Below are 24485 nucleotides of genomic sequence, written 5' to 3'. Positions count from 1 at the left end.
AGCCATCAGTGGGGGCACCGCAGTGGCGGCGCCGAAGGCGGCGCGGCCGACCATGATGCGGTGGTTGGGGGCGTTCTCGCCGGTGGCGCGGGTGTCGGGGACGATGCGCACGCCCTTGGCCTGGACGCTGAGGGGGGCGATGTCGCCGGTGAATTCGTTCGAGCCGGTCTTCTTGAAGGTGCCGATGGTCGCCATTTTCAAATCTCCGTTTTCCGTTTCCGAGCCCGTTCCATGCGGCCTCGATGGCGATCGACCGGAATGCCAAATGCTCGTGACCATGCGGCATGGGCTACGTTTCATCATCTTGAAGGGAGCAGCTACATTCTTCCATCAGGACTGAGGTAGTGGCGGCAGGATGAGTTCAGCCCTATCGCGTTTGTTGATCAAGACCCATATTTCTTCGGCGATGTCGTCGGGATCGACCACCGGAAAACTCGGGTCCAGTTCCTTGCCTCCAGCGGTCGCCGCGCGAAGGCCTGCGGAACGATCGATCATTGCACCGATATTCACGGTTCCAGCGTAGATGCCCTGCCGTGCCACCTCAGCATTGAGTGTAAGAGCATAATTACGTGCGGCCGCCATCAACGGACCAACCCCACTCAGCCCAGGCATCGTAACCAACGCGCTCAGTCCGCCGACGATGACGATCGCGCCATCACCGCGTGCCAACTGGCCGGGCAGCACAGAGTGCGCGACCTCGACGGGCGCGAATGTAAAAACGCTAGCCATGGACCGAAGAGTTGCCGCATCAAGATCCACGGCAGGCACGAACCCGACGTTGGACGGGAGGGCCGCATAAATAGCGACATCGATGGAACCGAAGCGTTGTTCAATGGAGCGCACGAGCGCAGGAATGCCGTCGAGATTGGTAAGATCGGCCGGGAAAGCGGCGGCCTCGATGCCTGTACGCGCGAGTTCGGCGACGCTCTGGTCGAGCGGATTGGCACGACGTGCAACGAGCGCTACCGCATATCCTTCCCGTCCGAACCGCGTGGCAAGCGAGGCACCAAGCCCGGACCCGGCACCAAAAATGGCAATCGTCTTCTTGTCAGCCATAACCTACTCCTGGAGGGCGGTATGTTTTGCTGACCAGATATGGTTTACTGACTGCCTTTACTGCAAGAACGCATATTTTAGAGGCCTAGTCACATGGATATGCCTACGCCCCCAGACCAGCCCGGTACCAACGCCGACTGTCGGAAAGTCAACGCCATCTTCGGCCGCCTGGGAGACAAATGGACTATTCTCGCCATTACGATGCTCAGCGGGCAGCCGCGACGTTTCAACGAATTGAAGCGCCTGATCGGTGGAATTTCTCAGCAAATGCTCACTCGTACGCTGAGGTCTCTGGAACGCGACGGCATGGTGACACGCCAAGTCTTTCCAACCGTGCCGCCCCAGGTCGAGTATGGTCTTACTGAGCGCGGCCAATCACTCGCTATACCCCTTATGCAACTCTCGATGTGGGTGCTGGGGCACATAAGCGACATTGAAGCCCACCAGGCATTATACGACAGAGAGGCTAAACAGCAGCGGAAGTGATTGGTTCGAGCAAGAGCCGTCTATCGAGCCTCGCGGCTTTGATCACCGGCCTTGCGCAGTCGCGCACGGTGAACCTGTCGCATCTTGCCAGCCATCTGACCGGCCGGGCGCTGCCCGCCTCGCACTATAGCCGCCGGGATTATGCCGTGGACGAAGGTCCTACCGGCCGCCAATGCCGCCGGCGCGAAGTGGTACATCATCGAGCAGGACGATCCCAATGCCCCCACCGATGCGGCTGCGTCGATCAAGGCCAGCGCCAGCTACCCGATGGACCATGTTCCCGCCGGCACGACGCGCTGAGCCACCAGATCTGTCCGGTTTGGCAAACGCTTCCGCCGACCCGTTTGGACCGGCGGAAGCTCTATCCGATAATCGGCGGTACGGAGTTTTGGTCTAGATGGGCTGTCTTGCGGCAATCCACAGTGAACGTGCGAAATCACAAGGCTCAAGTTCAAGACATCTCAGTCTAGTTGGTTTTGGAAGAAGGCACGGCTCAATGAGAAGGCTTTGTGCCGACCGATAAATGGGCCTTCAGCAAAGCAACGCACCGCCGGGTCTCGACGATGCAATCGCGGTCCGGATCGATATCGGGGATCCATCCTTCGAACTCGATGTCGAGGATATGGTCCTTTTCGCTCTCCCGGACCGCGCGCATCAGCTCGTCGAGCGGAAAATGCGGCTCGCTGCCCGTCTCGTCGAGCCGTAGCAGCTTGGCGTGGATGAGCGACGCATGCGGGAGACATCGCCTGAACAGGTCGATCGACGCCGGCTCCGTCGGTAGGCTCATGCTTTCGACGTGAGTCAGTGGCAAGTCCGGGGTTTCATGGCGCCAAGCCTCGAAGTCCGGCACCACTTTCAGCCGGGTGGAGCACAGGTCGGCGATCAATTTCAGGGCACCCTCGGGCGTCTGGTAGCGGCCGATCATCCGGCCCACTTCAAGGCCGATGTCGACGCCGTAATCGTCCGCTACGGGAAGGGTTTTGGCGAATACATCAGTCAGGATGCCGTATCCGCGCTCAAAGGAAAGGTCGGACGGCCCTTCCCCGATCGGAATGGTAATGCGCGGGCTGCCGACCAGGGCGGCGATGGCGAGGTAATCCTTCAACTGGTCGGCGACCGCGTCGACGCTGGTCAATACGCTAGCCCCGATCAGGTCGGTGTAGAACCAGAGCGAAGCTATCTTCACCCCGTTTTCGGCGGCAGCTTTGCGGAGCAAGCGATGGCCGTGCGGCGTGTCGTAGGGCGCAAGGCGAAGGTAATCTTCGTTGATTTCGATCTGGTCGACGCCCATGCCGGCGATGATGCCCATGAGGTCGTTGAGCGGAGTGCCCAATGTCAGGGTGAGCCGTTGCAGCGACCAGACGCTGACGGCGAGGCTGTGCTGCATTTCAGAGTGTTCCGGCAATGAGAGTGGCAGTTATGGTTTGCTCCAGCGACGGCCAGCAATCGTCCCGGTCGATGTTGGGCGTGTGGACATGCAGGGAAACGGCGAAAGTGCAGGTTACCTGATGCTCGCCAGCGGGTATGGGCGGCCCCTTGATTACGATCCTGGCCTCCTCGTGCATGTACCACCAGATGTCGGTGATCGAGGCGAGATGTTCGAAGGCGATCCACTGGTCCCGCACGACGAAGGCCATGCGCTCGGGGGGCACGGACTTGCCGTCGATGGCCACGTCGAGCTTGCGGATCCAGCCCAGCGGATGGTTAGGGTGCAGAAACTGGTTGAAAACCGGAATGGCGACATGGTCGGTGACGCCGTCCCGGTCGCGGTCGAGTTCGATGAACTGCTTGCCGAGCATTCCCTCGGAAATGCAGTAGTTCGTGCCTGCCGGCATTGGCTATGTCCTTATCAGATTGGGCTTATCTGGGCAGCCGGGGACGCAGAGCCCATGATGATCATGGAGAGTATCTGCTCCCGGGTGGCGTCTTTAGTGTCGACGCGGCCGACGACGCGTCCGCCGGCCATCACCACCATGCGGTCGGCGAGCTCGAAGACGTCTTCGATGTCGTGGCTGATGAGGATGATGCCGACGCCCCGGGCCTTGAGGCGCTCGACCAGTTCCTTAACCTGCGCCGTCTCGCCCGGGCCGAGCGCGGCGGTGGGTTCGTCCATGATGATAACCTTGGCGTTGAAATAGACCGCCCGGGCGATGGCGATCGACTGGCGCTGTCCGCCGGACAGGTTGCGCGCCGGCGAGGTAAGGTTGGTGAAGCGCGGGTTGATCTGCGCGCACACCTCGCGCGCCTCCGACAACATTTTCCGGCGATCGAGGAACAGTCCGGCCTGGCGGATTTCCCGGCCGAGGAAGAGGTTGCCGACGGCGTCGAGATTGTCGGCCAGCGCCAGCGTTTGGTAGATGGTCTCGATGCCGAGGTCCTTGGCATCGCGCGGCGAGCTAATGTTGACCGGCTGCCCGGAAATTCTGATTTCCCCGCTGTCGAGTGGCTGGGCGCCGGCAAGCATCTTGATGAGCGTCGACTTGCCGGCGCCGTTGTGGCCGAGCAGGCCGACGACCTCGCCGGGGGCGACCGCAAGGGACACGTCATCGACGGCTTGCACGCCTCCGAATGCCTTGCTGACATTGATCATTTCGACAATCGGCTGGTCGGTCATCGTCCACCCTCCCCACGCAGGCGCTGCATGCGCCGTTTGTCCAGCCGCAACAGGAGCTTGGCGGATTCGACATCGAGAACGAGGGCAAGAAGAATGAGCAAGCCCTGTACGATCACCTGGAAGTTGGCGTTGACGCCCAGAAGGTTGAGGCCGTTGCTGATCATGCCGAGGATCAGGCAGCCGAAGAAGGTGCCGATCATGTCGGCCTTGCCACCGAGCAGCGGTGTGCCACCGACGACCACCGCGGTGATGACGAGCAGCATGAGGTTGGAGCCGGCGGCGATCTGCGCGGACGCCGACCGGGCCGTGAGCAGCACGGCGGCGAGGGCATAGCAGGCTCCGGCCAGCGCGTAGACCTTCAGCCGCAACATTTCGATGTTGATGCCGGCGACGCGGACGGCTTCGGGATTGCCGCCGAGCGCGATGACATGCTGGCCGAACACCGACCGCTTGGCGACGAGGTAGAAGGCGATGGCGACCGGGAAGAGAAGGATCACCGGCAGCGGAATGACCGTAGCGACGCGGGTTCTGGCAATGGCCAGGAAGCCCTCGGGCAGGTTCGACACCGGGATGAGGTTGGACACGATGTAGAGCGTGCCGGTGAATAGCGCGCCGGTCGCCAGCGTTACGATGAACGGCGGCAGGTCGAAACGGGAGATCAGTGTGGCGTTGATCGCGCCGCACAGCGCGCCGAGCATGATGCCGATGACAATGGCGAACTCGAAGGGCACGCCATAATTGGCCATGAGCTTGGCCATGACGATGCCGATCAGCGGGATGACGCCGCCGAGCGACAGGTCGATCTCGCCCATCGCCAGGATCAGCGTATAGCCGAGCGCCACGACCGTCATCACGACGATCTGGTCGAGCAGGGCCAGGAGATTGGCCTGCAGAAGAAAATAGGGCGAGGTGGCCGACAGCGCCGCCGCCAGCAGAATGGCGAAGATGACCGCCTTGTTGGCAAGCAGCAACCGTCGGACCGGACTTGCGTCGGCGGTCGAAGCATTAAAACTCATGGCGAAACTCCGGTTCGGGGCCGGATGCAGATCCGGCCCCGCTGCCAAGAGGAAGGTCAGGGCTTGGATGTCTTGGCGAGATAGTCGCCGACATTGCTCGCGTCGATGGCGTAGACGGGACTGACGTAGTAGGTCTTGTCCTTGAAGGTGCCTTCGACGAGGCCCACCGCGACATCGACGATCTGGCCGTTGTCGGCCAGGCTGGTGCCGACTGTCAGGGTCTGGGTACCTTTCGACACGCGCTGCACGCCGTCGGCAGTCAGATCATAGCCGCTGACCAGCACGTCGGAACGGCCGGCATTGATCAGTGCGTTGGACGCGCCAAGGGCCATGATGTCGTTGGCGGCGGCCACATAGTTCATGTCCGGATGGGCAAGCAGCCAATCCTGGGTTAGGTTCTGCGCCGTCGTGGTCAGCCAGTTTCCGTAGCCTTCGGCCACGATCTTGATGCGGTCGGGGATCTGCTTGGTGAGTTCCTTGATGGTATCGGCGCGGCGGAGCTGGGCCGTCTGGGCCGGGGCGCCATAGATGAGGCCGACCTTGAGGACGACATCGGGATGGGCGTCGAGATAGGCCTTGATCCAATCGTTCGTCGTGTTGGCGTAGCGCGCCTCGTCATAGGCGTAGAAGGCCACGTCATAGGCGGCGGGCTCCGGATCGGACGGCCGGCGGTCGATGACTAGGACACCAGCTCTCTTGGCGGCCTCGGCGGCCGGCAGCGAACCAACCGCGTCGACGGCGCTGAAGATCAGCACATCCGGCTTCTTGATCAGTGCCGTCTGCACGTCGGAAAGCTGTTTGTCGACGCTGGTCTGAGCATCATAGGTCTCGAAGGTGACCTCGATGTCGTCGCGTTCGGCGTTGATCTGCTTGACGCGATCCAGCATGTATTGCAGCGCCACGTTCTGCGTTTCGTCGAGCACGTCGACGCTATAGGCGATGGAAATATGCCTGGGCGCATCCTTCGCAGCGGCAAGGCCGGTCGCTGCCAGCAGGGTTACGCCGGCGATTGTCGCCGAGGCGATCCAGAGAGTTCTCGCGCTCATGAAATCCTCCTTTTGCAAGTCCTCACGCACGACCGGACGCCTGGCGAGGTGCGCCACCGCTCGATGCAGTGTTAGTGAGGTCTCCTCCCGCACCATGTATCTGCACATGACGATCAATCTTTTGCATTATTAATGCAAAAGTGCAAGGGGCGTGTTACAACAGGTATCCCAATTGACTTGCTGGCCACCTGGTATCGTATTGAAGATCGGTGGGTTTCGGATCGGAAGAGAGCATGGGCGCGGACGTGCAAATGACGGCGTTGGCCACTGTACTGGACCATATCCGCAGTGGCCGGGCACGGTCGAAGCCCGAACTCCAGCGGGCAACCGGCCTCGGTCGAACGATCGTCGTCGAACGGGTCGCGCAACTGCTGGCCTCTGGTCTCGTGCGCGAAGGCGAGCTCGGGGCTTCGACGGGTGGGCGCGCGGCGCGTGAGTTGCAGATCAACGCCGAGGCCGGGGTGCTGCTCGTCTTCTACGTCAATCTCAAAGGCGTCGATGTCGGCATCACCGATCTTTCCGGACATCTTCTGCACCGGCAACACGCCGAGAACGACTTCGCCTCCGGCCCTGAACCTCTCGTCGAATGGCTGATCAAGACCTGGGACGGCCAACTTTCGGAGCTGGGCAAGACCAGGACGGACGTCTGGGGTATCGGAGGAGGTATTCCGGCCCATATCGACTTTGCCAGCGGCACGCTTATCGACTCGCCCTCGCTGCCGGCCTCCTGGCGCGGCTTTCCTTTCAGAAAGCATCTTTCGGCGCCCTTTGGCGCGCCGGCGTGGCTCGACACCGACGACAACCTCCTGGCCGTTGCCGAGCTCAGAACCGGCAACGCCCGCGACCACGAGAACTTCATCTACGTCCACGCCGATCTCGCATTGGGGTGCGGCATTGTCACCGGCGGCACGCTTGTGCGCGGAGCCCAAGGAGCGGCCGGCAACATTGGCCATATCGCTGCATACGGCACCGATGACGCCCTTTGCCGCTGTGGCCGGCGGGGATGCATCGAGGCGGTATTCGGTGGCGAGGCCTTGGTTCGCAAAGCGGTGGCCGCCGCCGAGTCCGGGGAGAGTCCCGCCCTTGCGCGCCAGGCCGACATCGATCTCGGTGCTATCGGGGAGGCAGCCCGGCTGGGCGACCCATTTGCCATCGAGCTGTCGCGGGCCGCCGGATACAACATCGGCCGAATTCTGTCAGCCACCATCAATGTCATGAACCCCGCGCTGCTGATCGTCGGCGGCCGTTTGCTCCAGACCGGCACGTTGTTTTTTGCCGCGTTGCGCGAGGCGATCCTTCATCACTCCCTGCCGTTCGTCACCGAAGGACTGACCATTCAGGCAGTGGAACATCCTCAGACAGCCGGCCTGATCGGCGCGGCAAACATGGTGCTCGACGAGCTGTTCTCGCCACAGGAACTGGCGCGGTGGTTTGCAGCCGGCTCTCCTGAAATAACGGTTCCCGAATCCGTCGAAGTTGAACACCCCTAAACCCGCAACTGTATTTGTGCGAGGCTCTGACGTCTCCTGGAATAGCTGGCTTTCAGGATAGCATTTGCGGTAGTTACCAATCTTCTTGCGACAGCGGCGACAACAAGCTTGTGGGGGGTTGCCGCGGCGAGGACGTTTCCACGACATGATGCAGTTTATGACAGCAGGCCTGTAGCCACGTGGATTGCCGGCATACTGTTTCCGTGCGCAATAGCTATATCCGCGGGAGCCAACTGGCCACCACCTTCCGCTTCAACTGTTCTCCATGGAGAAGGCGGTCCTTGGAAGCATATGAGCCGAAGCTGATGGCCCCATCCAAAACGTCTTATCGATTCCGAAGACCTTGCAGATTTCGACCGGTTTCCCACTTCCATAGCCCAACCTCCTCCTCGAACTGAAGGCGGAAATGCCATCTCCCTCCCGTGGGAAATGGACTTGACGCATTAAATGAAACGTTTAACTTCCTTGCTGGAGAGACCTGAATAACGGGCTCTCAGGGGAACGTCCGGAAAGGACACCAACAGGGAAGTTCACATATGTCGAAAGTCGCCATTGCAGCAGCATCGCTGCTGGTCGCCGCGTCTTCGCAGGCCCTGGCCAGGGAGCCGATCACGCTATGGTTCTGGGGAGCTCCGCCCAACCTGCAGGAAGCCTTTCAAAAGAACCTGGTCGAGCCGTTCAACGCCAGCCAGGACCAATATGAATTGCAGATGGACTACAACAACGACGTGGACAACAATGTCCGCGTCTCCGTACTGGCCGGCGAAGGCCCCGACCTGGTCTACACCTCGGGGCCGTCCTACATCGCCCCGCTCGCCAAGGCCGGCGCGCTTGAGCCCCTCGAGCCCTACGCCGAGAAATACGGCTGGTCCGACAGGCTGCTGAAGCCGGTGCTCGATACCTGCCAGCAGCTCGGCCACCTCTACTGCCTGCCGCCGTCGTTGATCTCCGACGGCATGTTCTACAACAAGGCGCTGCTGGCCGAAAAAGGCTGGGCCGTTCCCAAGACCCTCGAGGAGGTCGAGACGGTGATGAAGGCGGCGCAGGCCGACGGCCTCTACGCCTCGGTGACCGGCAACAAGGGCTGGCAGCCGGTCAACGAGAACTACGCCTCGATCTTCGTCAACAACATCGTCGGGCCCGCCAAGTTCTACGACATCCTGACCAGCGGCGAGGGCTGGACCTCGCCGGAAATGACCAGGGCGATCGACGAGTCCGCCCGCTGGTTCAACGCCGGCTATCTCGGCGGCAAGGACTATTTCTCGCTGAACTTCGACGAGTCGATTTCCCTGGTCAGCCAAAAGAAGGCGCCGTTCTTCTTCGCGCCGTCGATCGGCTTCCAGTGGGCGACCAATTATTTCAAGGATGCCACGGCCGACGATTTCGCCTTCGCGCCGATCCCCCGTCTCGATGCCGCGCAGCCCTATCCGATCTACGACATCGGCGTCGCCTTCACGCTGTCGATCAATGCCCATTCCGAGGTCAAGGACGGCGCCGCCCTTGTGCTCGACCGCATTTTCTCGCCCGAGTTCGCCGCCGGCATGGCCGAAGTCTGGCCGGGCTACTGGGGCATTCCGCTGAAACAGTTCCCCAGGGATCCCGAGGCCACCGGTCTTACCAAGTCCTTCCTCGACGCCATGGCCGATATGACGACCGCGGTCGACAAGGGCAGCTTCGGCTTCAAGATCGGCACGTTCTTTCCCCCTGCCACCAACCAGGTGATGTTCGAGGACATCGAATCCGTCTGGCTCGGCAGGATGAGCGCTGCCGATATGCTCAAGAAGGCAGAAACGACCTTCGCCGAAGAAAAGGCACAAGGGCTCACCCAGAATTTGCCCAAGCCTTCTCTCTGACCGCCAGTCCACGGCGCGGGCCTACTCCCCAGCGAGGCCCGCGCCGCCCGCTTTTTCTCTCCGTATCCGGACCCGTTCCGGGAGGTTGAACTTGTCTTCATCCAATCCAATGCGCGAACAGATCCTGGCGACACCCTCCGCCGCGCTCGCCGCGTTCGACGCGCTGGAACGCGGCGCACGCCTCGCCGTCGAGACGCCGGACATCTACCGCAGCCGCCGCGTCGTGCTGACCGGCAGCGGCGATTCCTGGTTTGCCGCCAAGGCCGCCGAGACAGCCTTTTGGTCCGATGGCGGCGTCGCTGCCGAGGTCAGGACGCCGCTGGAGGCCGGCCGTTACCAGTCGCAGTTGTTCCCGCGCCGCGAAATCGAGAATGCGCTGCTCGTTGCCCTATCCAACTCCGGAGCCGCCGCCCGGGTGGTGGAGGCCGCCGGCCTGTGGAAGGCTGCCGGCGGCCGGGTGCTTGCCGTGACCCGGAACGCCGAAGGCCGCCTTGCCGTCACCGCCGACCGCCGCCTCGTCCTGCCCGTCCCCGAGCTGCCGAGCGCGCCGGGGTTCTGTCCCTATGTGTTCGCGCTGCTCGGCCTTCAGCTCCTCGCCATCCGCTTTGGCGAAGTGCGGATGCGGATCACCATGGACGAGGCGCAGGCGCGCCGCGCCGGCCTCCGGCGGCACCTCGGTGACATCGGCGAGGTGATTGCCGCCCTCGACGCCCCCGCCAGGGCGGCCGCCGCCGGCCTCGCCGACCGCCGGCTGTTCGAGTTCGTTGGCGCCGGGCCGAATTTCGCGGTCGCCGAATACGGCGCCGCCAAGCTGCTCGAGGCATCGGGCCGCCACGCCCTCGCCCGCGACCTCGAGGAATGGACGCATCTCAACTATTTCGACGCGGCGCCGCAGGAGATCGCCACCGTCGTGGTGGTACCGGCCGGCAGCGTCGCCGAAAGCCGCGCCCTCGAACTCGTCGCCTACATGCATAGACTCGGGCGCCGCCTGCTGCTGGTCGGCGGCGGTGCGACGGCGGCGCTCGCCCGTTCGCTCGGCCACGCCGTGCTGGAGATCACCCCGCCGATCGCCGAGGGTTGGTCGCCGCTTCCGACCAGCGCCGTGCTGGCGCTGCTCGCCGCCCATCTCAGCGAGCAGGACGGTGCCGAGTACGGCCGCGGCGGCAAGGGCCCATGGGCCGACAGCTCCACCGCCGCCACCGTCCAGCAGAGCCTGCTCTGGGAGCCCGGCCGATGACGCTCACCAACCACAAGCTTTCGACCGACGGCAACCGCGCCTTCGACATCACCGCCGATATCCGCGAAGCGGTCGGCGCGTCGGGCATCCGCGAGGGGCTTTGCGTCGTGTTCGTGCCGCATACCACCGCCGGCCTGTCGATCACCTCCTTCTGGGATCCCAAGGGGCTCGAGGATGTGCATGACGACATCAACCGCCTGGTGCCGACCCGCATCGACTTCAAGCACCAGTTCGACACGCCGCAGGACGCCGCCGGTCACGTCAAGTCGGTGCTGGTCGGCGTCAGCCTGACGCTGATCATCAGCGAGGGCGCGCCGCTGCTCGGCCACTCCCAGGGCGTATTCTTCAACGAATTCGACGGGCCGCGCCAGCGGCAGTTCTTCGTGAAGTGTCATGGCTGAGCGGTCCGATCTCGTCGTCGGCGCCGTCCTGATGGATGACATCGTCTATGCCGACGGCACCAGCCGCCGCTCGGTGCCGGGCGGCGCCGGCCTCTACGCGCTGGCCGGCGCGGCGCTGTTCAGCCGCAGCGCCGTGCTGGTGACCGGCACCGGCCGCGATCTGCCCGACACATTCGGCCCCTGGCTGCAACGCAACGGCCTGTCGGCGGCCGGGCTCCGCCTCAGCGAAGAGCACGCGCCGCGCAACATATTGCGTTATATCGACGAACGGACGCGGACCGAGATGCCGGTCTACGGCATGGCGCATTTCCGGGCGATCGAACCAGGCCCCGACGACGTCGCCAGAGTGATCGGCGATGCCCGCTCGCTCTATCTGTTCCGCAACCTCGATGCCGCCTTCTGGTCCGGGCTGGAGCCGCTTCTCGCCCGCCACCGGCCGGTGACCCTCTGGGAGATCGCTCTTGACGCCTGCGCGCCGGCCAACCGCGTCGAGATCGAAGACCGGGCGCGCCGGGTCGCCGCCCTGTCGATCAACCTCGACGAGGCGTCGCTCATCTACGGCAGCCGCGACGAGGCGACGCTCATCGCCGGCCTGAGGGCCATCGGTACCGGTACGGTGTTCCTGCGGGCCGGCGCGCGCGGCAGCTACGTGCTGACGCCCGACGCCGTGCGTTTCGTGCCGAGCCTTGCCGGTGACGCCGTCGACGTCACCGGCGGCGGCAACGCCTTCGGCGGCGCGGCGTCGATCGGCCTCGCCGAGGGGCGATCGCCGGTCGAATGCGCCGCCATGGCGACGGCAGCCGCCCGCCTCGCCATTTCCCAATATGGCCCGCCCGAGAGCGGCAGCGAGCCGGTCCGCCAGGCCGCCGCCGATCTCACCGCCACCTTGATGTCCCGATTGGAGCAGACCCCGTGAAGAAGATCCTGATCGACACCGATCCCGGCATGGACGACACGCTCGCCATCATTCTCGCCGTGAAGTCGGCCGAGGTGGACGTGCTCGGCATTTCGTCGGTGGCCGGCAACTACCCGATCGACGTCACCACGCGCAACGCGCTGAAAACGCTGGAACTCCTCAAGCGGACCGACATACCGGTGGCGCGCGGCATGGGCAAGCCGCTGGCCCGGCCCCTCGCCAAGGATCCGTTCTCGCACGGCGCCGACGGTCAAGCCGAGATCTACCTGCCCGAGCCGGTGACGGCGCCGGCCGCAAGGCACGGCATCGACCAGATCATCGATACCGTCCGCGGCCATCCCGGCGAGGTGACGATCGTGACGCTGGGCCCGCTCACCAATCTTGCCATGGCGCTGATGAAGGAGCCGTCGATCGGGCCGGCAATCAGGGAGGTGGTCTCCATCGCCGGCTCCTTCGGGCTCAACCGCTATGCCTTCGCCAACGCCACCGGCGACACGCCGCAAAGCGAATGGAACGTCTTCGTCGATCCCGAAGCGGCAAAGCTGGTGTTCGAATCCGGCGTGCCGGTCCGCGCCGTCGGCATCGACGTCGCCACCCATTTCGACATCAACTTTTCCGAGGCGCAACTGGTGGCGCTCAGGGCGTCGCCGCGTCCGGAAGCCAACATCGTCGAAAAGATGGTGCGCTTCGTCCAGGGCCGCGGCTTCGAGTCCTACTGCGTGCTGATCGACTCGCTCGCCGTCGCCGCGGTGATCGATCCCAGCCTGATCGGCACGACGCGGGCGCGGGTCGGCGTCGAAACGCGCGGCGAGCTGACGCTCGGCCAGACGGTGGCCGATTTCCGCCACCATCACGCCTGGGCGCATCTGCCCGAGATCGAGGTGGCGTCGAGCGCCAATTTCGCCCGCTTCCTCGAACTGGTGATGCAGCGGGTCCTGGAGTGATCGATGGAACGGACAATCGAAGAGAAGATCTACGCGGGCGTCCTCGGCAAGATCCTCGGCGTCTATCACGGCCGTCCGGTCGAGGGCTGGTCCTATGAACGCATCATGGAGACGTTCGGCGAGATCGACTATTTCGTCAACGATCGGATGAAGCTGCCGATCGTCCTGCCCGACGACGATATTTCCGGAACCTTCGCCTTCTTCCGGGCGCTCGAGGACAACGGCTATCCGGCGCCGCTCGATCCGGCGGCGGTCGGCCGCACCTGGCTCAACTACATCGTCGACGAGAAGACCATCCTGTGGTGGGGCGGCCTCGGCCGGTCGACCGAACACACCGCCTACCTGCGCCTCAGGGACGGGGTGCCCGCCCCGCTGTCCGGCAGCCACGACCTCAACGGCCCATGGATGCCGGCCCAGATCGGCGCGCAGATCTTCATGGACGCCTTCGCCATGGCCTCGCCCGGCGACCCCGATCGCGCCGCGCAGATGGTGCGGGCCGCCGCCTCGGTCAGCCACGACGGCATCGCGCTCGACGCGGCGGTGCTGCTCGGCACCATGGAGGCGCTGGCCTTCGGGGAGCCGGATGTCGACCGGCTGCTCGACGCCGGCCTTCGCTACGTCTCCGACCGGCACCTGCTCCGCGTGGTCGGCGACATCCGCGAACAGTGCGCGGCGACCGACGACTGGCATCGCGTCCGCGCCTGGATCGCCGCCAATCACGGCTATGCCCATTACGACGGGCCATGCCACATCGTTCCCAATCATGCCGTCGTGCTGATGGCGCTGCTGATGGCCGGCGACGACTTCGGCCGCTCGCTGACCATCGCCACCACCGCCGGCTGGGACACCGATTGCAACGCCGGCAACGTCGGCTGCCTCAACGGCATTCGCCTCGGCCTCGCCGCCATCGATCGCGGGCCGGACCTGCGCGGCGCGGTCGGCGACTACATGTATGTCGTCACGGCGGACGGCGCGGCCGGCATCACCGATGCCGTGCGGGAGACCCGCGCCGTCGCCGCGGCGGCCGACGCGCTCAACGGCCGGCCGCAACCGGCGCGCCGGCCGAAATACGGCTTCGACTATCCCGGCTCGGTGCAGGGATTTGCGCCCTGCCCTCGCCATGACGGACGGCAGGCGGTCGCCCGCCTCACGAACGATGGATCGGGGCTCGAGGTGCTGTTCCACGGGCTGTCGCGCGGCATCAGCGGCTCGATCTCGACGCCGGTGTTCGTCGAGCCCTTCGCCGCCCAGTCGAGCTTCGCCATGGTGGCAAGTCCGACCCTCTATCCGGGCCAGACGGTGACGGCGGAGATCGACCGGCCAACCGGTGTGCGGGCGCGCCTCTATGCCGTCGTCTACGGCCGCGACGACGAGACGCTGCGCCTCGACGGACCATGGTCCGAGGAGCGCGATCTGCTCTGGACGGTGCCCGACACCAACGGCCTGCCGCTCTACCGGCTCGGCGTCGAGTTCGCCAGCGACGGTCGCTGCGACGGCGTCGCGACGGTCCGCAGCATCGACTGGTCGGGCGCGCCGGCCGCCTATGAAATCCGAGGCATGCTGATCAAGTCGATCTGGAACCTGACGCCGTTCTGGGTCAGGGCCTGGGTCAGCTCAGCCCGGCATTTTGCCCCCGACTTCAAGTACACGCTGTGCATTTCCCATCCCGACGGCAACGGCGTCGTCACCACCGGCAGCCGCGACTGGGACAACTATTCCGTCGCAAGCTCGCTCGACTTCTCGATCAACGACGGCGCCGGCCTGGTCGCCCGGGCGCGCGGCCATCGCCGCTACTATGCCGCCATGCTGAGAGGTCGCGAGGCGCTGATCATCAGGCGCCGCGACGACGAGGTCACCGTGCTGTCGCGCGTCGCCATCGATCCCGACGCCGAGGGCAAGCGCGACCTGCAATTCAGCCTCGCCGGCGACCGCCTGACGCTGAAAGTCGACGGCAAGCCGGCCGGCGAGGCGCGTGACGCCGCATTCGCCAGCGGCGGCGCCGGCTTCATCGTGGAAAAGGGAACCGTGGTTGCCGACGGCTTTCTGGTCCACGCCATTCGCTAGGGCAACAAAACCGACTTTTGCTCTATCTTCTTGTTTTCGCGCATCCGTTTGGCCCGAAGAGTTGCAGACTGCCGGACTGGGCGGAGGCCTTAGAAAGAAACCGAGATGTCCCGTGACGAAGTGGCCCGGCGGGCCGCGCTCTCCCAGATCCATGACCGCTATCCCTACTGGAACAACGTGCCGCACCGCGGCCTCATGGTGGATGGCCGGCCGGCGATGACCCGCATCGACCCGGACAAGGTCGGCGGCTTCGTGCTGGTGACGGTGCGCGATCCGCTGATCGCCTATGCCGGCGATCCGACCAGCCATATCGGCGAACTGCTGGAGGACGCCGAGGTCATCGGCCAGTCCGGCATGTTCACCTCGATCACCGGCAGCTACCGGGGCACGCGCATCACCGTGGTGTCCGGCGGTTCCGGTTCGTCGGAGGCCGAGCTGCTGCTCTATGACTTCATGGAGTTCTCGCCGGCCCACACCTATCTGCGCGTCGGCGGATCCGGCGGCATCGGCACCGACGTCAAGCCCGGCGACATCGTCATCTCCTCGGGCGTGGTGCGCGAGGAAGGCATGACGCGCGCCTATGTCGACCGGGCCTATCCGGCGGCCAGCCACTATGAGGTGGTCGCCGCCATGGCCGAGGCGGCCGACACGCTCGGCGCCGACTACCACGTCGGCGTGACATTGTCGGTCGACAGCGATTTCGTCGGCGTCGGCCGGCCGGGCGTCGGCGGCTATCTGCAACCCTGGAACATCGAGATGCTCGCCACCTACAATCGCGCCGGTGTGCTCAACGGCGACCGCGAATCGGCGGCCGTGGTGACGCTCGCCGCGCTGTTCGGCTTCCGCGGCGGCTCGATCTGCTCGGTGGCCGACAACGTCATCACCAACGCCGCCTTCAGCCACGGCGCCGGCCACGCCCGCGCGATCGAGGTGGCGCTCGAGGGCTGCGTCCTGCTCGACCGGATGGACAAGAAGCGGACCGCCGCCGGCAAGCGCCACTGGCTGCCGTCGATGGGGCTCTGACCGCCGGCAAGCCATTCGCCGAAGCCGCTAGGGCATCATCCGACCGGAGTGAAACGAGGATCGAAAAGATGATGCTTAAGGAACAAAAACTTGGAGCGCTGATCTGATTCAATCAGATCGAACAGCGCTCTAAGGCATACGGCGGGCGACACTCGCCCTGACGACGAGATCGACGCCGACCTTGAGGTAGTGCGCCGGCCGATCGGGCTTTGCGAAGCGGTCGAGCAGCAGCGTCAGCGCCGCTTCGGCCATCTCGCCGACCGGCTGGCGGATGGTGGTCAGCGGCGGCTCGACGATGCCCGCCCAAGGGATGTCGTCGAAGCCGACCACCGACAGCTCGTCCGGAACGGCGATGCCGAGCTGCCGGGCGGCGCGCAACGCGCCGACGGCGATGAGATCGTTGCCGCACATCACCGCCGTGACGTCGCGGCGGGCCAGCGCGGCGCGGGCGTTCTCCGGCAGGTCGACGGCGAACGGCACCTTCTCCTCCCAGACAATATCGGCGGCCGCCCGCGTGGCCTCGACGAAGCCGCTCCGCCGGTCGTATTTGCTATCGGCGATGGCGCCGGCCGTCAGCATGCCGATGCGGCGGTGTCCCATATCGATGAGATGGCGGCCGAGGATGGCACCGCCGTCGATGTCTTTGGTGGTGACGTTGTCGACGCCGTCGATCGGCGTGCCGATGATCACCACCGGGATGGAGAAGTCGGTCGGCGACATCGCGTCGTGCGCCGCCGTCTGACACCAGACGATGCCGTCGACCCCGTGCTGTTCGAGCCTGCGAATGCCGGGGATCTCCTCGGCGGTCTCGCCGGCGGTATCGATCAGCATCACCGTGTAGCCTTGCCGTCGCGCCGCCCGCTCGAACGACTGGGCGAGCGCCGGGTAATAAGGATTGTTGAGATCGGGCACCAGCAAACCGAGCGTCATGCTTCGGCCCGTGCGTACGGCGCGCGCCGATTGATTGGCCCGATAGCCAAGGCGTTCGGCCACATCGAGGACGCGCTGCCGCACCTCCTCGCCGATGGTACCGCCGCGGTTGAGGGCATAGGACACCGCGGCGATGGAAACCCCCGCTTCGCGCGCCACGTCCCGAATGGTTGCTGCCTTCTTCTTCCCGAACCCGACCATCTTCCAGCTTTCATCGGCGGGCGGCCGATCTTTTCAGGCGGAATGTGCTCGCCTTTCCTCAATGCCGCGATCGGCACCCTTGCCCTTGATCGCCGTGCGCCCCGACGGACGCATGGCGATCCAATCTTTGTTATCGCATCGGATTCTCCGAAAACCGGAGTCCACTTTTCGGTCCGATGCTCTAAAGCCGTTTGCCGTCCGCGTCGAACAGGAAAAGCCCTGTCGCGTCCAGCGAGAAGCGAAAGGCCTCGCCTGGCCGAAGATCGGAGTGGCCACGCTCCTCGATGGTGACCGATGCCCCCGCCACGCCGTCGGCATAGACGTAGGAAACGCTGCCGAGCTGTTCGACCGTCCGCGCCGTGGCGGCGATGCTTCCCTCCGGATCGATGGCGGCGCGCTCCGGCCGGAAGCCGAGCGTCACCGGTTGGCCCGGCGCGGCGACCCCGCGCAGGGCGATGAAGACCGGCGTCTCTCCGAGGCCCGGGACGTCGACCTCCGCCACCTTGCCCGTCACCGACAGCACCGTCGCGGAAAGAAAGTTCATCTTGGGCGAGCCGATGAAACCGGCGACGAACAGGTTGTCCGGATCCTCGTAGAGCTCGATCGGCCGCCCAACCTGCTCGACCCTTCCGCCGCGCAGCACGACGATCTTGTCGGCCAGGGTCATGGCCTCGACCTGATCATGGGTGACGTAGATCATCGTCGCCCCAAGTCGCTGATGCAGCGCGGCGATCTCGAGGCGCATCTGCACCCTGAGCTCGGCGTCGAGGTTGCTGAGCGGCTCGTCGAACAGGAAGATCTTCGGGCTCTTGACGATGGCCCGGCCGATCGCCACGCGCTGCCGCTGGCCGCCGGACAGCGCCTTGGGCTTGCGCTGAAGATAGGGCGTGAGCTGCAGGATCTCCGCCGCGGCGCGGACCTGACGCTGTCGCTCCGCCTTGGGAACCCCGGCGATCCGCAGCCCGAAGCCGATGTTGTCCTCCACCGTCATGTGCGGGTAGAGGGCGTAGGACTGGAACACCATGGCCACCCCGCGCTCGATCGGCAACATGCCGGTGACGTCGCGGCCGTCAATGGCGATCGTGCCCGACGTGGTGTTTTCGAGGCCGGCCAGCATGCGCAGCAGCGTCGACTTGCCGCAGCCGGACGGCCCGACGAACACCACGAATTCGCCGTCGTCGACGTCGAGATCCACCGACCTGATGACTTCGGTATCGCCGAAGGTCTTGCCGACGGATCTGAAGGTGAGCGCCGCCATGCCTAATTTCCTCCGATCCTTCGCACGCTGAGGCCGTTTGCCGGTACCGTACCGCCCTCGATGAGGAAGCCGGCGCCGCCCGACGCGTAGGCGTCGTCGGTTGCCGAGAGCAGCGGCACACCACCGATGGCGAGCGCGATCCGGTCGCCTTCGGCACTGACCTCGAAGCGCTGGCGGCTGTTGGGCTCAAAGCCGAACGGCACCGAGGCGAGCACGTCGAGCCGGTCGTCCCGCCGGCGGACGATCGAGGCCCGGCCGGCGTGGACGACGCCGGCGTAGTAGCGACGATGACCGCGCGCCCGGATGACGAGGCCCGCCGTTTCGTGCAGCTCCAGCACCAGTTCGGAGGCGATCGCATAATCCGTCCAGTCGCGGCCGCCAAAGGTGATGACGCCGTTGTCGCCGGGATGCGACAGCGTGAAGGTATTGTAGATATCGGTCGCCCAGTGCCGCGCCGAGGCGACGAATTGCCGCGTCCAGAAGGTGGCGGTGTCCCACGGTGTGAGTGCCGGCGTCAGCTCCCTGGCGGTGCCGAACACCAGGTTCGCCGGCGCTCCCTTCCAGTCGAGCGACAGGAGGCCGATGCGGCCGTCGAGACGCCGCGGCGCACCGAGCTCGATGCCGAGCCGGTGGATCGGCCGCCCCCCGGTATCCGGCACCTCGAAGCGCACCGGATTGTCGCCCCTGCCGACGGCGATCCACGGCCCGTCAAGGCGGGCAAGTTGTTCGGTCCCGTCGAAATAATGGATGAAGAAGCGCAGCGACGGGTTGGTTTCGGCAAAGCTGCGGACGACGCCGGTCACCGTCTGCGTGGCGTAGAGCGACGGGCTGGCGACCACCTCGAAATAGGAGGTGTCGGAGACGCCGCGCGGCTTCGGATCGATGAAGGTCGGAACCGAGACGGTACCGGTGACGCCGGCGGCCAGTCCTTCGAAGGCGATTTCGAGGCCGTTGCCGTCGCCCGTCCGGTCGAGGTTGCCGACCCGCGTCACCGCCTGCCGCCCCCGGTGCAGCGGGCAAGGGCCAAATCCCTGCACCGATCCGGGGAACTCGAAGGCGAAGCGGGCCGGCGGCTCGGCGCAGGTCTCGCCGCGCAGCCGGGCGGCGGTGCGCAGGATCCGCCTGGTTTCGATCACCGCGTCGGTCAGGCATTCGCCGCCATCGGCGCCGACCACATACATGCGATCGGCCACCGGGCCGCGGAAATCCGGGCCGGTCTCCAGGCCGGCCAGTCCGAGACGGATGCCGTTGAGGGCACCGAGGTTGCCAGCGTTGCAATCGGTATCCCAGCCCGACGACACGGCGATCTTCAGCCCTTTCTGGAAATCGTCGCCGCCGAGCAGCAGCGAGGCAATCAGCAGCGCATGGTTGGGAACCATCGGGCAGTTGCCCGGGTAGCGCTCGTAGCCATGGTGGGCGCCGAGCCAGGCACGCACCGCTCGCCAGTCGTCGCCGGACCGGGCGCAAACACCGCGGACGTCGGCGATCACCGTCCTGAGTTCGTCGCTGCGGCAATAGGCGAGGCCGAGGTCGAGCAGACGATCGAGATCGCGTTCGCCATAGGCCGCCGCCTCCATGGCGGCGAGCAGCACGGCGGCCTCCACGGCGACGCCGTCGTGACTGACCGAGGCGGCGGCGCGCGCCATGGCGGCGGCACGCTCCGGATCGCCCGGATTGACCATCGCCCAGGTGTCGATGAAGATCTCGGCGCCGATCTGTTCGGCCATGCCCTTGCCGTTGAGGGCGATCGAGCCGCTGGCGGGCGCCCGGACGCCGGCTTTCAGCCGCAGGTAGGCGGTGTGCTCGGTCGACCGGCCGAGGCCGCCCCACCAGAGCACCGTCCTGTCCTCGACGATATAGTTCAGCCAGCTGTCGCCGATGGCGCCGGCGTCGATATCGGCCGGACAGCCGTTGTCCTCGAGCGCCCGGTAGAACAGGAAGGTGCCGGAGATGTCGTCGTCCGGCACGATCAGCGGCCAGTTGACCTGATGGTTCACGTAGTCGGCAACTTCGCCGAAGGTGTCGGTGATCGCCTCGTATGACCAGCCCTCGACGGCCCGTCCGAGATAGACGCCGATCAGCTTGCCGAGCACGCCGGCATAGGTGCGTTCGGCAATGCCCGGCGACGGCGGCTGAGGAGCGGGTGCGATCATGGTCTATCCTTTGACGGCACCGGCGGTCATGCCGGAGATGAAGAAGCGTTGCAGGACGAGGAACAGGACGATCACCGGAGCAATCAGGATGAAGGCGCCGGCCATCAGCGCACCCTGGTCGGTGGCGTAGGTGCCGTTCATCGACAGATAGCCGAGCGTCATGGTGATATTGTCGCGGCCCTTCTGGAAGGTCGAGGTGATCAGGAATTCGTTCCAGGAGTTGAGGAAGACGATGATCGCCACGGTGATGAGACCGGGCCGCATCAACGGCAGGATGACGTGGCGGAAGGTCTGGAACGGGGTCGCTCCGTCCATGAAGGCGGCGTCGTCGAGTTCCTGCGGGATGGACAGCACGTAGGCGCGCAGGAGGAAGATCGAGATCGGCAGGTTGATTGCCGACAGGATCAGCGCCGTGCCCGCGAAATTCCCGAGGATGCCGAGCTTGGCGTAGATGAAGTAGAGCGGGAACAGGAACAGTTGGATCGGCACCGTCGTCGCGCACAGGAAATATACGGTAATGAACTGCCAGCCTGCGATCTTCCGCCGCGCCAGCGCGAAGGCGGCGAGCGAGGCGCAGGCCAGCGTCACCATCACCGTCGTGCCGCTCAGCAGCAGCGAGTTGACGATGGCGATGCTGAACTTGCCGCCGCTCCAGGCTCGAACGAAATTGTCGGGGCCGAGACTTGCCGGCAGGCTGAGCGGATTGGCGACCACCGCGGCATGCGGCTTGAAGGCGTTGATCACCACGAGAAGGAGCGGCAGCAGCGCCACCAGCACGGCACCGGCCAGAAAGGCGTTGGCCAGCGGACGGGACAGGGCCGAGGAAGCGGATCGCATGGCCTAGAGCTCCAAGCTGGCGCGACTGATGCGCACGTAGACGACCGACGCGATCAGGCCGAAGAAGCACATCACCAGCGCCACCGCCGCCGCCTTGCCGACCTGAAAGCTGGTGAAGGCGAACTTGTAGGCATAGGTGGACAGCATTTCCGTCGCCCTGGCGGGCCCGCCCTGGGTGATCAGGTAAATGTAATCGAAGGTCAGAAACGAGAAGATCGTGACGAGGACCAGCATCAGCCCCAGCGTCGGCAGGATGTTCGGCAGCGTGACGAAGCGGAACACCTGCCAGCCGCTGGCATTCTCGAGCAGAGCCGCCTCGAGCTGTTCCTCCGGCGTCTGACGCATGGCGGCGAAGAACACCACGGTCAGGTAGCCCCAGAAATGCCAGATGTCGACGGCGGCCACCGCGTAGAGCGCCGTTTCCGGCTGGGTGAGCGGGCTTTGCAGCGGCAGGACGTTCTTCGACACGAAGCCAAGCAGACCGGACACCGGACTTAGAATAATATTCTGCCAGATCATGGCGTTGGCGACCGGCGACAGCACGTAGGGCAAGAGAAAGATCGCCTGGAAGGCGGCACTCGCCCGCTGGCGCCGCATCAGCAGCGAGGCGGCCAGCAATGCGATGCCCATCGGAATGGTCAGGAAGATCACCGTCCACAGGCTGTTGTTGGCAATGGCCGTCCAGAAGACCGGATCGGCGAACAAGCTGGAAAAGTTGTTGAGGCCGGCAAACGAGGGCGCCGACACGCCATCCCAGTTGGAGAAGGCCGCCCCGAAGGTCAGCAACGCCGGCAGCAGCACGATGGCGATGCTCAGCACCAGAGCCGGTGTCACGAACAGCGCGTGGTATGTTCTGACGGACAGTCGCTTCAAACTCGCGGTCTCCAACCGGTTTAGATGAAACGTTTAATTGACCATTGTCAAGCGCGAGCTCTTTCTTGAGATCGACCCCGGCGGAAAGCACAACAGCACCCCGGGGCGCCGGACGCCCAGCGCGAAAAACGATGACCCGATCAGCGGGAACCAGATGATAGCCGATGCTGGACCGCACCGATATTCCTTGCCGACGCGACTTGGCCGTCGATAGGGCCGCTGACGTGTCGTTCGTCAGCGCTCTCTCCGCTCCCGAACTCCACTCCCTGCACGAAATCTGCACGAAAATCCTGAAACGCTGCTGAAGCCCGCCCAGGTTCCTGCGTCCGGGCGTGCGACGACGGGGCATGTCGATCCGCGCCCGCTTCCGTCCCCTTCCCGTCGGAACCCTTCCCGACCGTCTCGCCCGCGATGCCTGGTGGCTTGCCGAACCGACGTTCGACAGCGCCGCCACGCCGGGCTGCTCCGCCCCGCCGTCCCCTGCCCCGGCAGCCGAACCGGCCGCCGCGTCGCGCCTCGCCCCCTTGCCGACACATCCCATCGGAGCCTTCCGATCATGAGCCTTGCCGCCAACCGCCGGCCCGCTTTCGTCGCTCCCGCTCTCTGGTTCAAGCAGCGCTTGGCTGCCCTTGTCCTGCTGGTCGCGATTGCCGACTTTCTTTTCTATGAAACGCCGGCTGCCGGCTTGCCGATTGCGCTCTTTCTCATCTTGCTTTTTGCGGCGGCGGCGACGTTCAACCGGCTCCATTCTCGCAGGAACCGACGCCTTGCCGCCGCTGCCTTGCTGGCGGCCGCCGCCGTTGCGCTGGCGACCGACGCGGATCTGCTGTCCGTTCCCCTCGCCATCGGCCTGTCCGCCGTCAGCGTCGTATTGCTCGTTCATGGCGCCGTCGGATGGGCGATGGTCACGAGAGTCGTCGCCCTGTCGCCTCTCTTCGGCTGGCTGCGGCTCGCCGCGGACATCGTGCTTGTTCGGCGGGCGATGGCCCGGCGTGGCCGGCTGCGCTTCGACATTTCCGGATGGATCGTGCCGGTTGGCCTGTCGTTGTTCTTCCTCGCCATGTTCCTGCTGTCCAACCCGGTGATCGACCACTGGGCCGGCTTGCTGAAGCCGGACCGCCTGATGTCCATCGATGGGCCTCATCTCATCTTCTGGGTGGCGGCGGCGCTCATCGTCTGGCCATTCCTGCACCTCGGACGAGGCCGGCACGCCGCTGCGACGCCGCCCGTGCTACCGATCGTTAACGGACTCTGGTCGGGCTTGTTCGGTGAGGTTGCCGTCCGGCGCTCGCTCGTCTCCTTCAACCTGCTGTTCGCGCTGCAGACGCTCAGCGATCTCGGCTATCTATGGGGCGGCATGGAGCTCCCCGAGGGTATGACCCATGCCGAATACGCCCATCGCGGCGCCTATCCGCTGATGGTCGCGGCGATGGTGGCAGCCACCTTCGTGCTGATCACGCTTCGCGGCCACCCGGATGGGCGGGACCCAGGTGCAAAGCCGCTCCTCCTGGGCTTCATGGCGCAGGGACTGCTGCTGGTCGCCTCGTCCATGCTGCGCCTCGATCTCTATGTGGAGGCCTATTCGCTGACGCTCTGGCGCGTGGCCGCCTTCGTCTGGATGGGACTCGTCGCCTTCGGCTTCCTGACCATCCTCATCCGCATCCTCGCCGGGCAATCCACGCGCTGGCTTGTCAACGTCAATGCCGGCGCGGCTCTCCTCGCCCTTTGGGTTTGTTGCTTCATCGATTTCGCCAGCCTGGTCACCGGCTTCAACATCGCCCATTCGCGGGAGGCGACCGGCCGAGGCGCTGGGTTGGATCTCGGCTATATCATCCGCACCTTCGGGGCGCGGGCTATACCGGCGCTCGACGCCCGCCGCGATCTGCTCGCCGGACGTGGCGCCGGCCTGGTCCTCTACATTGGCGGGGCTTGGGGCAGCATGCCCCTTGATGATTGGCGCGATCAGGCGACCGCCCAAATACTTGCGACCGATGATGATTGGAGAACCTGGAGCTTTGCGGATTGGCGGCTCAGGCGCTATTTGTCCGAAGCGCCTCAGTGGACCGCCTCCGAACCCCGGTGACTCC

The 24485-nt window shown here is 65.1% G+C and carries 22 protein-coding genes and 1 pseudogene; 11 read left to right on the top strand and 12 right to left on the bottom strand.

The genetic code is table 11. The features are described 5' to 3' along the window. Positions 1 to 24 precede the first annotated feature (24 nt). A pseudogene (locus tag CJ014_RS05020) lies at positions 25 to 195 on the bottom strand (DUF736 family protein); the annotation flags it as partial. Between the two features lie 135 nt (positions 196 to 330). Next, positions 331 to 1056 (bottom strand): SDR family NAD(P)-dependent oxidoreductase, encoded by a 726-nt coding sequence (locus tag CJ014_RS05015; protein ID WP_100079444.1) that lies wholly within the window; start codon positions 1054 to 1056, stop codon positions 331 to 333. A 93-nt stretch (positions 1057 to 1149) separates the two neighbouring features. Between CJ014_RS05015 and CJ014_RS05010 the strand changes: the two genes are divergently transcribed. Further along, positions 1150 to 1542: a winged helix-turn-helix transcriptional regulator gene (locus CJ014_RS05010; protein WP_100079443.1), complete on the top strand. Its 393-nt coding sequence runs from the start codon at positions 1150 to 1152 to the stop codon at positions 1540 to 1542. Positions 1543 to 1683: 141 nt separating this feature from the next. Next, the gene (locus CJ014_RS27770) at positions 1684 to 1842 is read left to right on the top strand and encodes a hypothetical protein (RefSeq protein ID WP_165790749.1); all 159 of its coding nucleotides are present in this window, start codon (positions 1684 to 1686) and stop codon (positions 1840 to 1842) included. A 193-nt stretch (positions 1843 to 2035) separates the two neighbouring features. Here the strand turns inward: CJ014_RS27770 and CJ014_RS05005 are convergent, their stop codons facing one another. The 5 genes from CJ014_RS05005 to CJ014_RS04985 are packed head-to-tail and all read right to left on the bottom strand — an operon-like array spanning position 2036 to position 6218. Beyond that, entirely contained in the window at positions 2036 to 2929 is an 894-nt protein-coding gene (locus CJ014_RS05005; protein ID WP_100079442.1) for a sugar phosphate isomerase/epimerase family protein, read from the bottom strand. Between the two features lies 1 nt (position 2930). Continuing rightward, on the bottom strand, positions 2931 to 3377 hold the full coding sequence (locus tag CJ014_RS05000) for a C-glycoside deglycosidase beta subunit domain-containing protein (protein WP_245427115.1): 447 nt from the start codon (positions 3375 to 3377) through the stop codon (positions 2931 to 2933). Positions 3378 to 3391: 14 nt separating this feature from the next. Further along, the gene (locus tag CJ014_RS04995; RefSeq protein WP_100079441.1) at positions 3392 to 4156 is read right to left on the bottom strand and encodes an ATP-binding cassette domain-containing protein; all 765 of its coding nucleotides are present in this window, start codon (positions 4154 to 4156) and stop codon (positions 3392 to 3394) included. Then, on the bottom strand, positions 4153 to 5172 hold the full coding sequence (locus CJ014_RS04990; RefSeq protein ID WP_100079440.1) for an ABC transporter permease: 1020 nt from the start codon (positions 5170 to 5172) through the stop codon (positions 4153 to 4155). The genes CJ014_RS04995 and CJ014_RS04990 overlap by 4 nt, the downstream gene beginning before the upstream one ends. A 56-nt stretch (positions 5173 to 5228) precedes the next feature. Continuing rightward, complete coding sequence (locus CJ014_RS04985; RefSeq protein ID WP_100079439.1) at positions 5229 to 6218, bottom strand: sugar ABC transporter substrate-binding protein; 990 nt, start codon at positions 6216 to 6218, stop codon at positions 5229 to 5231. Positions 6219 to 6451: 233 nt separating this feature from the next. On the opposite strand from CJ014_RS04985, the gene CJ014_RS04980 reads away from it, so the two are divergent. The 8 genes from CJ014_RS04980 (at position 6452) to CJ014_RS04945 (ending at position 16146) form a co-directional block, all read left to right on the top strand. Then, a complete protein-coding gene (locus CJ014_RS04980; protein ID WP_245427113.1) occupies positions 6452 to 7708 on the top strand; it encodes an ROK family protein in 1257 nt (418 codons plus the stop codon). Positions 7709 to 8244: 536 nt separating this feature from the next. Next, on the top strand, positions 8245 to 9561 hold the full coding sequence (locus CJ014_RS04975) for an ABC transporter substrate-binding protein (RefSeq protein ID WP_100079438.1): 1317 nt from the start codon (positions 8245 to 8247) through the stop codon (positions 9559 to 9561). A gap of 91 nt (positions 9562 to 9652) precedes the next feature. Next, entirely contained in the window at positions 9653 to 10798 is a 1146-nt protein-coding gene (locus tag CJ014_RS04970) for an SIS domain-containing protein (RefSeq protein WP_133121807.1), read from the top strand. Next, a complete protein-coding gene (locus CJ014_RS04965; RefSeq protein WP_100079436.1) occupies positions 10795 to 11199 on the top strand; it encodes a secondary thiamine-phosphate synthase enzyme YjbQ in 405 nt (134 codons plus the stop codon). The genes CJ014_RS04970 and CJ014_RS04965 overlap by 4 nt, the downstream gene beginning before the upstream one ends. Next, a complete protein-coding gene (locus CJ014_RS28030; RefSeq protein WP_100079435.1) occupies positions 11192 to 12115 on the top strand; it encodes a PfkB family carbohydrate kinase in 924 nt (307 codons plus the stop codon). Before CJ014_RS04965 ends, CJ014_RS28030 begins: the two co-directional genes overlap by 8 nt. Then, positions 12112 to 13059, top strand: a complete 948-nt coding sequence (locus tag CJ014_RS04955; protein ID WP_207765671.1) for a nucleoside hydrolase — start codon at positions 12112 to 12114, stop codon at positions 13057 to 13059. Before CJ014_RS28030 ends, CJ014_RS04955 begins: the two co-directional genes overlap by 4 nt. 3 nt (positions 13060 to 13062) lie before the next feature. Continuing rightward, positions 13063 to 15123: an ADP-ribosylglycohydrolase family protein gene (locus CJ014_RS04950; RefSeq protein WP_100079433.1), complete on the top strand. Its 2061-nt coding sequence runs from the start codon at positions 13063 to 13065 to the stop codon at positions 15121 to 15123. Positions 15124 to 15228: 105 nt separating this feature from the next. Continuing rightward, positions 15229 to 16146 carry a phosphorylase family protein gene (locus tag CJ014_RS04945; RefSeq protein ID WP_100079432.1) on the top strand — a complete coding sequence of 306 codons (918 nt, stop codon included), beginning with the start codon at positions 15229 to 15231 and terminating at the stop codon, positions 16144 to 16146. Positions 16147 to 16275: 129 nt separating this feature from the next. Here CJ014_RS04945 and CJ014_RS04940 read toward each other — a convergent pair whose 3' ends face one another. The 5 genes from CJ014_RS04940 to CJ014_RS04920 form a co-directional block, all read right to left on the bottom strand. Beyond that, positions 16276 to 17277, bottom strand: a complete 1002-nt coding sequence (locus CJ014_RS04940) for a LacI family DNA-binding transcriptional regulator (RefSeq protein ID WP_100079431.1) — start codon at positions 17275 to 17277, stop codon at positions 16276 to 16278. A gap of 181 nt (positions 17278 to 17458) precedes the next feature. Next, positions 17459 to 18535, bottom strand: a complete 1077-nt coding sequence (locus tag CJ014_RS04935) for an ABC transporter ATP-binding protein (RefSeq protein WP_100079430.1) — start codon at positions 18533 to 18535, stop codon at positions 17459 to 17461. Positions 18536 to 18537: 2 nt separating this feature from the next. After that, the gene (locus tag CJ014_RS04930) at positions 18538 to 20688 is read right to left on the bottom strand and encodes an ADP-ribosylglycohydrolase family protein (protein ID WP_100079429.1); all 2151 of its coding nucleotides are present in this window, start codon (positions 20686 to 20688) and stop codon (positions 18538 to 18540) included. Positions 20689 to 20691: 3 nt separating this feature from the next. Beyond that, positions 20692 to 21525: a carbohydrate ABC transporter permease gene (locus tag CJ014_RS04925; protein WP_100079428.1), complete on the bottom strand. Its 834-nt coding sequence runs from the start codon at positions 21523 to 21525 to the stop codon at positions 20692 to 20694. Between the two features lie 3 nt (positions 21526 to 21528). Next, positions 21529 to 22398, bottom strand: a complete 870-nt coding sequence (locus tag CJ014_RS04920) for a carbohydrate ABC transporter permease (RefSeq protein WP_245427112.1) — start codon at positions 22396 to 22398, stop codon at positions 21529 to 21531. Positions 22399 to 22954: 556 nt separating this feature from the next. Between CJ014_RS04920 and CJ014_RS04915 the strand changes: the two genes are divergently transcribed. Beyond that, positions 22955 to 24481, top strand: a complete 1527-nt coding sequence (locus CJ014_RS04915) for a DUF4153 domain-containing protein (protein WP_100079427.1) — start codon at positions 22955 to 22957, stop codon at positions 24479 to 24481. Positions 24482 to 24485 lie beyond the last annotated feature (4 nt).

It is taken from the genome of Pleomorphomonas carboxyditropha, from assembly GCF_002770725.1.
Lineage (GTDB): Bacteria > Pseudomonadota > Alphaproteobacteria > Rhizobiales > Pleomorphomonadaceae > Pleomorphomonas > Pleomorphomonas carboxyditropha.
The sequence above is the reverse complement of the archived record's forward strand: the minus strand, read 5'-3'. Positions and strand labels throughout refer to the sequence as shown.

What these genes read in the sequence shown, in the direction of transcription:
- CJ014_RS05010 (WP_100079443.1), top strand. Translation starts at nt 1,150, where the DNA reads ATGGATATGCCTACGCCCCCAGACCAGCCCGGTACCAACGCCGACTGT.
- CJ014_RS04940 (WP_100079431.1), bottom strand. Translation starts at nt 17,277, where the DNA reads ATGGTCGGGTTCGGGAAGAAGAAGGCAGCAACCATTCGGGACGTGGCG.
- CJ014_RS04945 (WP_100079432.1), top strand. Translation starts at nt 15,229, where the DNA reads ATGTCCCGTGACGAAGTGGCCCGGCGGGCCGCGCTCTCCCAGATCCAT.
- CJ014_RS04925 (WP_100079428.1), bottom strand. Translation starts at nt 21,525, where the DNA reads ATGCGATCCGCTTCCTCGGCCCTGTCCCGTCCGCTGGCCAACGCCTTT.
- CJ014_RS04975 (WP_100079438.1), top strand. Translation starts at nt 8,245, where the DNA reads ATGTCGAAAGTCGCCATTGCAGCAGCATCGCTGCTGGTCGCCGCGTCT.
- CJ014_RS04980 (WP_245427113.1), top strand. Translation starts at nt 6,452, where the DNA reads ATGGGCGCGGACGTGCAAATGACGGCGTTGGCCACTGTACTGGACCAT.
- CJ014_RS28030 (WP_100079435.1), top strand. Translation starts at nt 11,192, where the DNA reads ATGGCTGAGCGGTCCGATCTCGTCGTCGGCGCCGTCCTGATGGATGAC.
- CJ014_RS04965 (WP_100079436.1), top strand. Translation starts at nt 10,795, where the DNA reads ATGACGCTCACCAACCACAAGCTTTCGACCGACGGCAACCGCGCCTTC.
- CJ014_RS05015 (WP_100079444.1), bottom strand. Translation starts at nt 1,056, where the DNA reads ATGGCTGACAAGAAGACGATTGCCATTTTTGGTGCCGGGTCCGGGCTT.
- CJ014_RS04990 (WP_100079440.1), bottom strand. Translation starts at nt 5,172, where the DNA reads ATGAGTTTTAATGCTTCGACCGCCGACGCAAGTCCGGTCCGACGGTTG.
- CJ014_RS27770 (WP_165790749.1), top strand. Translation starts at nt 1,684, where the DNA reads ATGCCGTGGACGAAGGTCCTACCGGCCGCCAATGCCGCCGGCGCGAAG.
- CJ014_RS04985 (WP_100079439.1), bottom strand. Translation starts at nt 6,218, where the DNA reads ATGAGCGCGAGAACTCTCTGGATCGCCTCGGCGACAATCGCCGGCGTA.
- CJ014_RS05000 (WP_245427115.1), bottom strand. Translation starts at nt 3,377, where the DNA reads ATGCCGGCAGGCACGAACTACTGCATTTCCGAGGGAATGCTCGGCAAG.
- CJ014_RS04950 (WP_100079433.1), top strand. Translation starts at nt 13,063, where the DNA reads ATGGAACGGACAATCGAAGAGAAGATCTACGCGGGCGTCCTCGGCAAG.
- CJ014_RS04915 (WP_100079427.1), top strand. Translation starts at nt 22,955, where the DNA reads ATGAGCCTTGCCGCCAACCGCCGGCCCGCTTTCGTCGCTCCCGCTCTC.
- CJ014_RS04930 (WP_100079429.1), bottom strand. Translation starts at nt 20,688, where the DNA reads ATGATCGCACCCGCTCCTCAGCCGCCGTCGCCGGGCATTGCCGAACGC.
- CJ014_RS05005 (WP_100079442.1), bottom strand. Translation starts at nt 2,929, where the DNA reads ATGCAGCACAGCCTCGCCGTCAGCGTCTGGTCGCTGCAACGGCTCACC.
- CJ014_RS04935 (WP_100079430.1), bottom strand. Translation starts at nt 18,535, where the DNA reads ATGGCGGCGCTCACCTTCAGATCCGTCGGCAAGACCTTCGGCGATACC.
- CJ014_RS04995 (WP_100079441.1), bottom strand. Translation starts at nt 4,156, where the DNA reads ATGACCGACCAGCCGATTGTCGAAATGATCAATGTCAGCAAGGCATTC.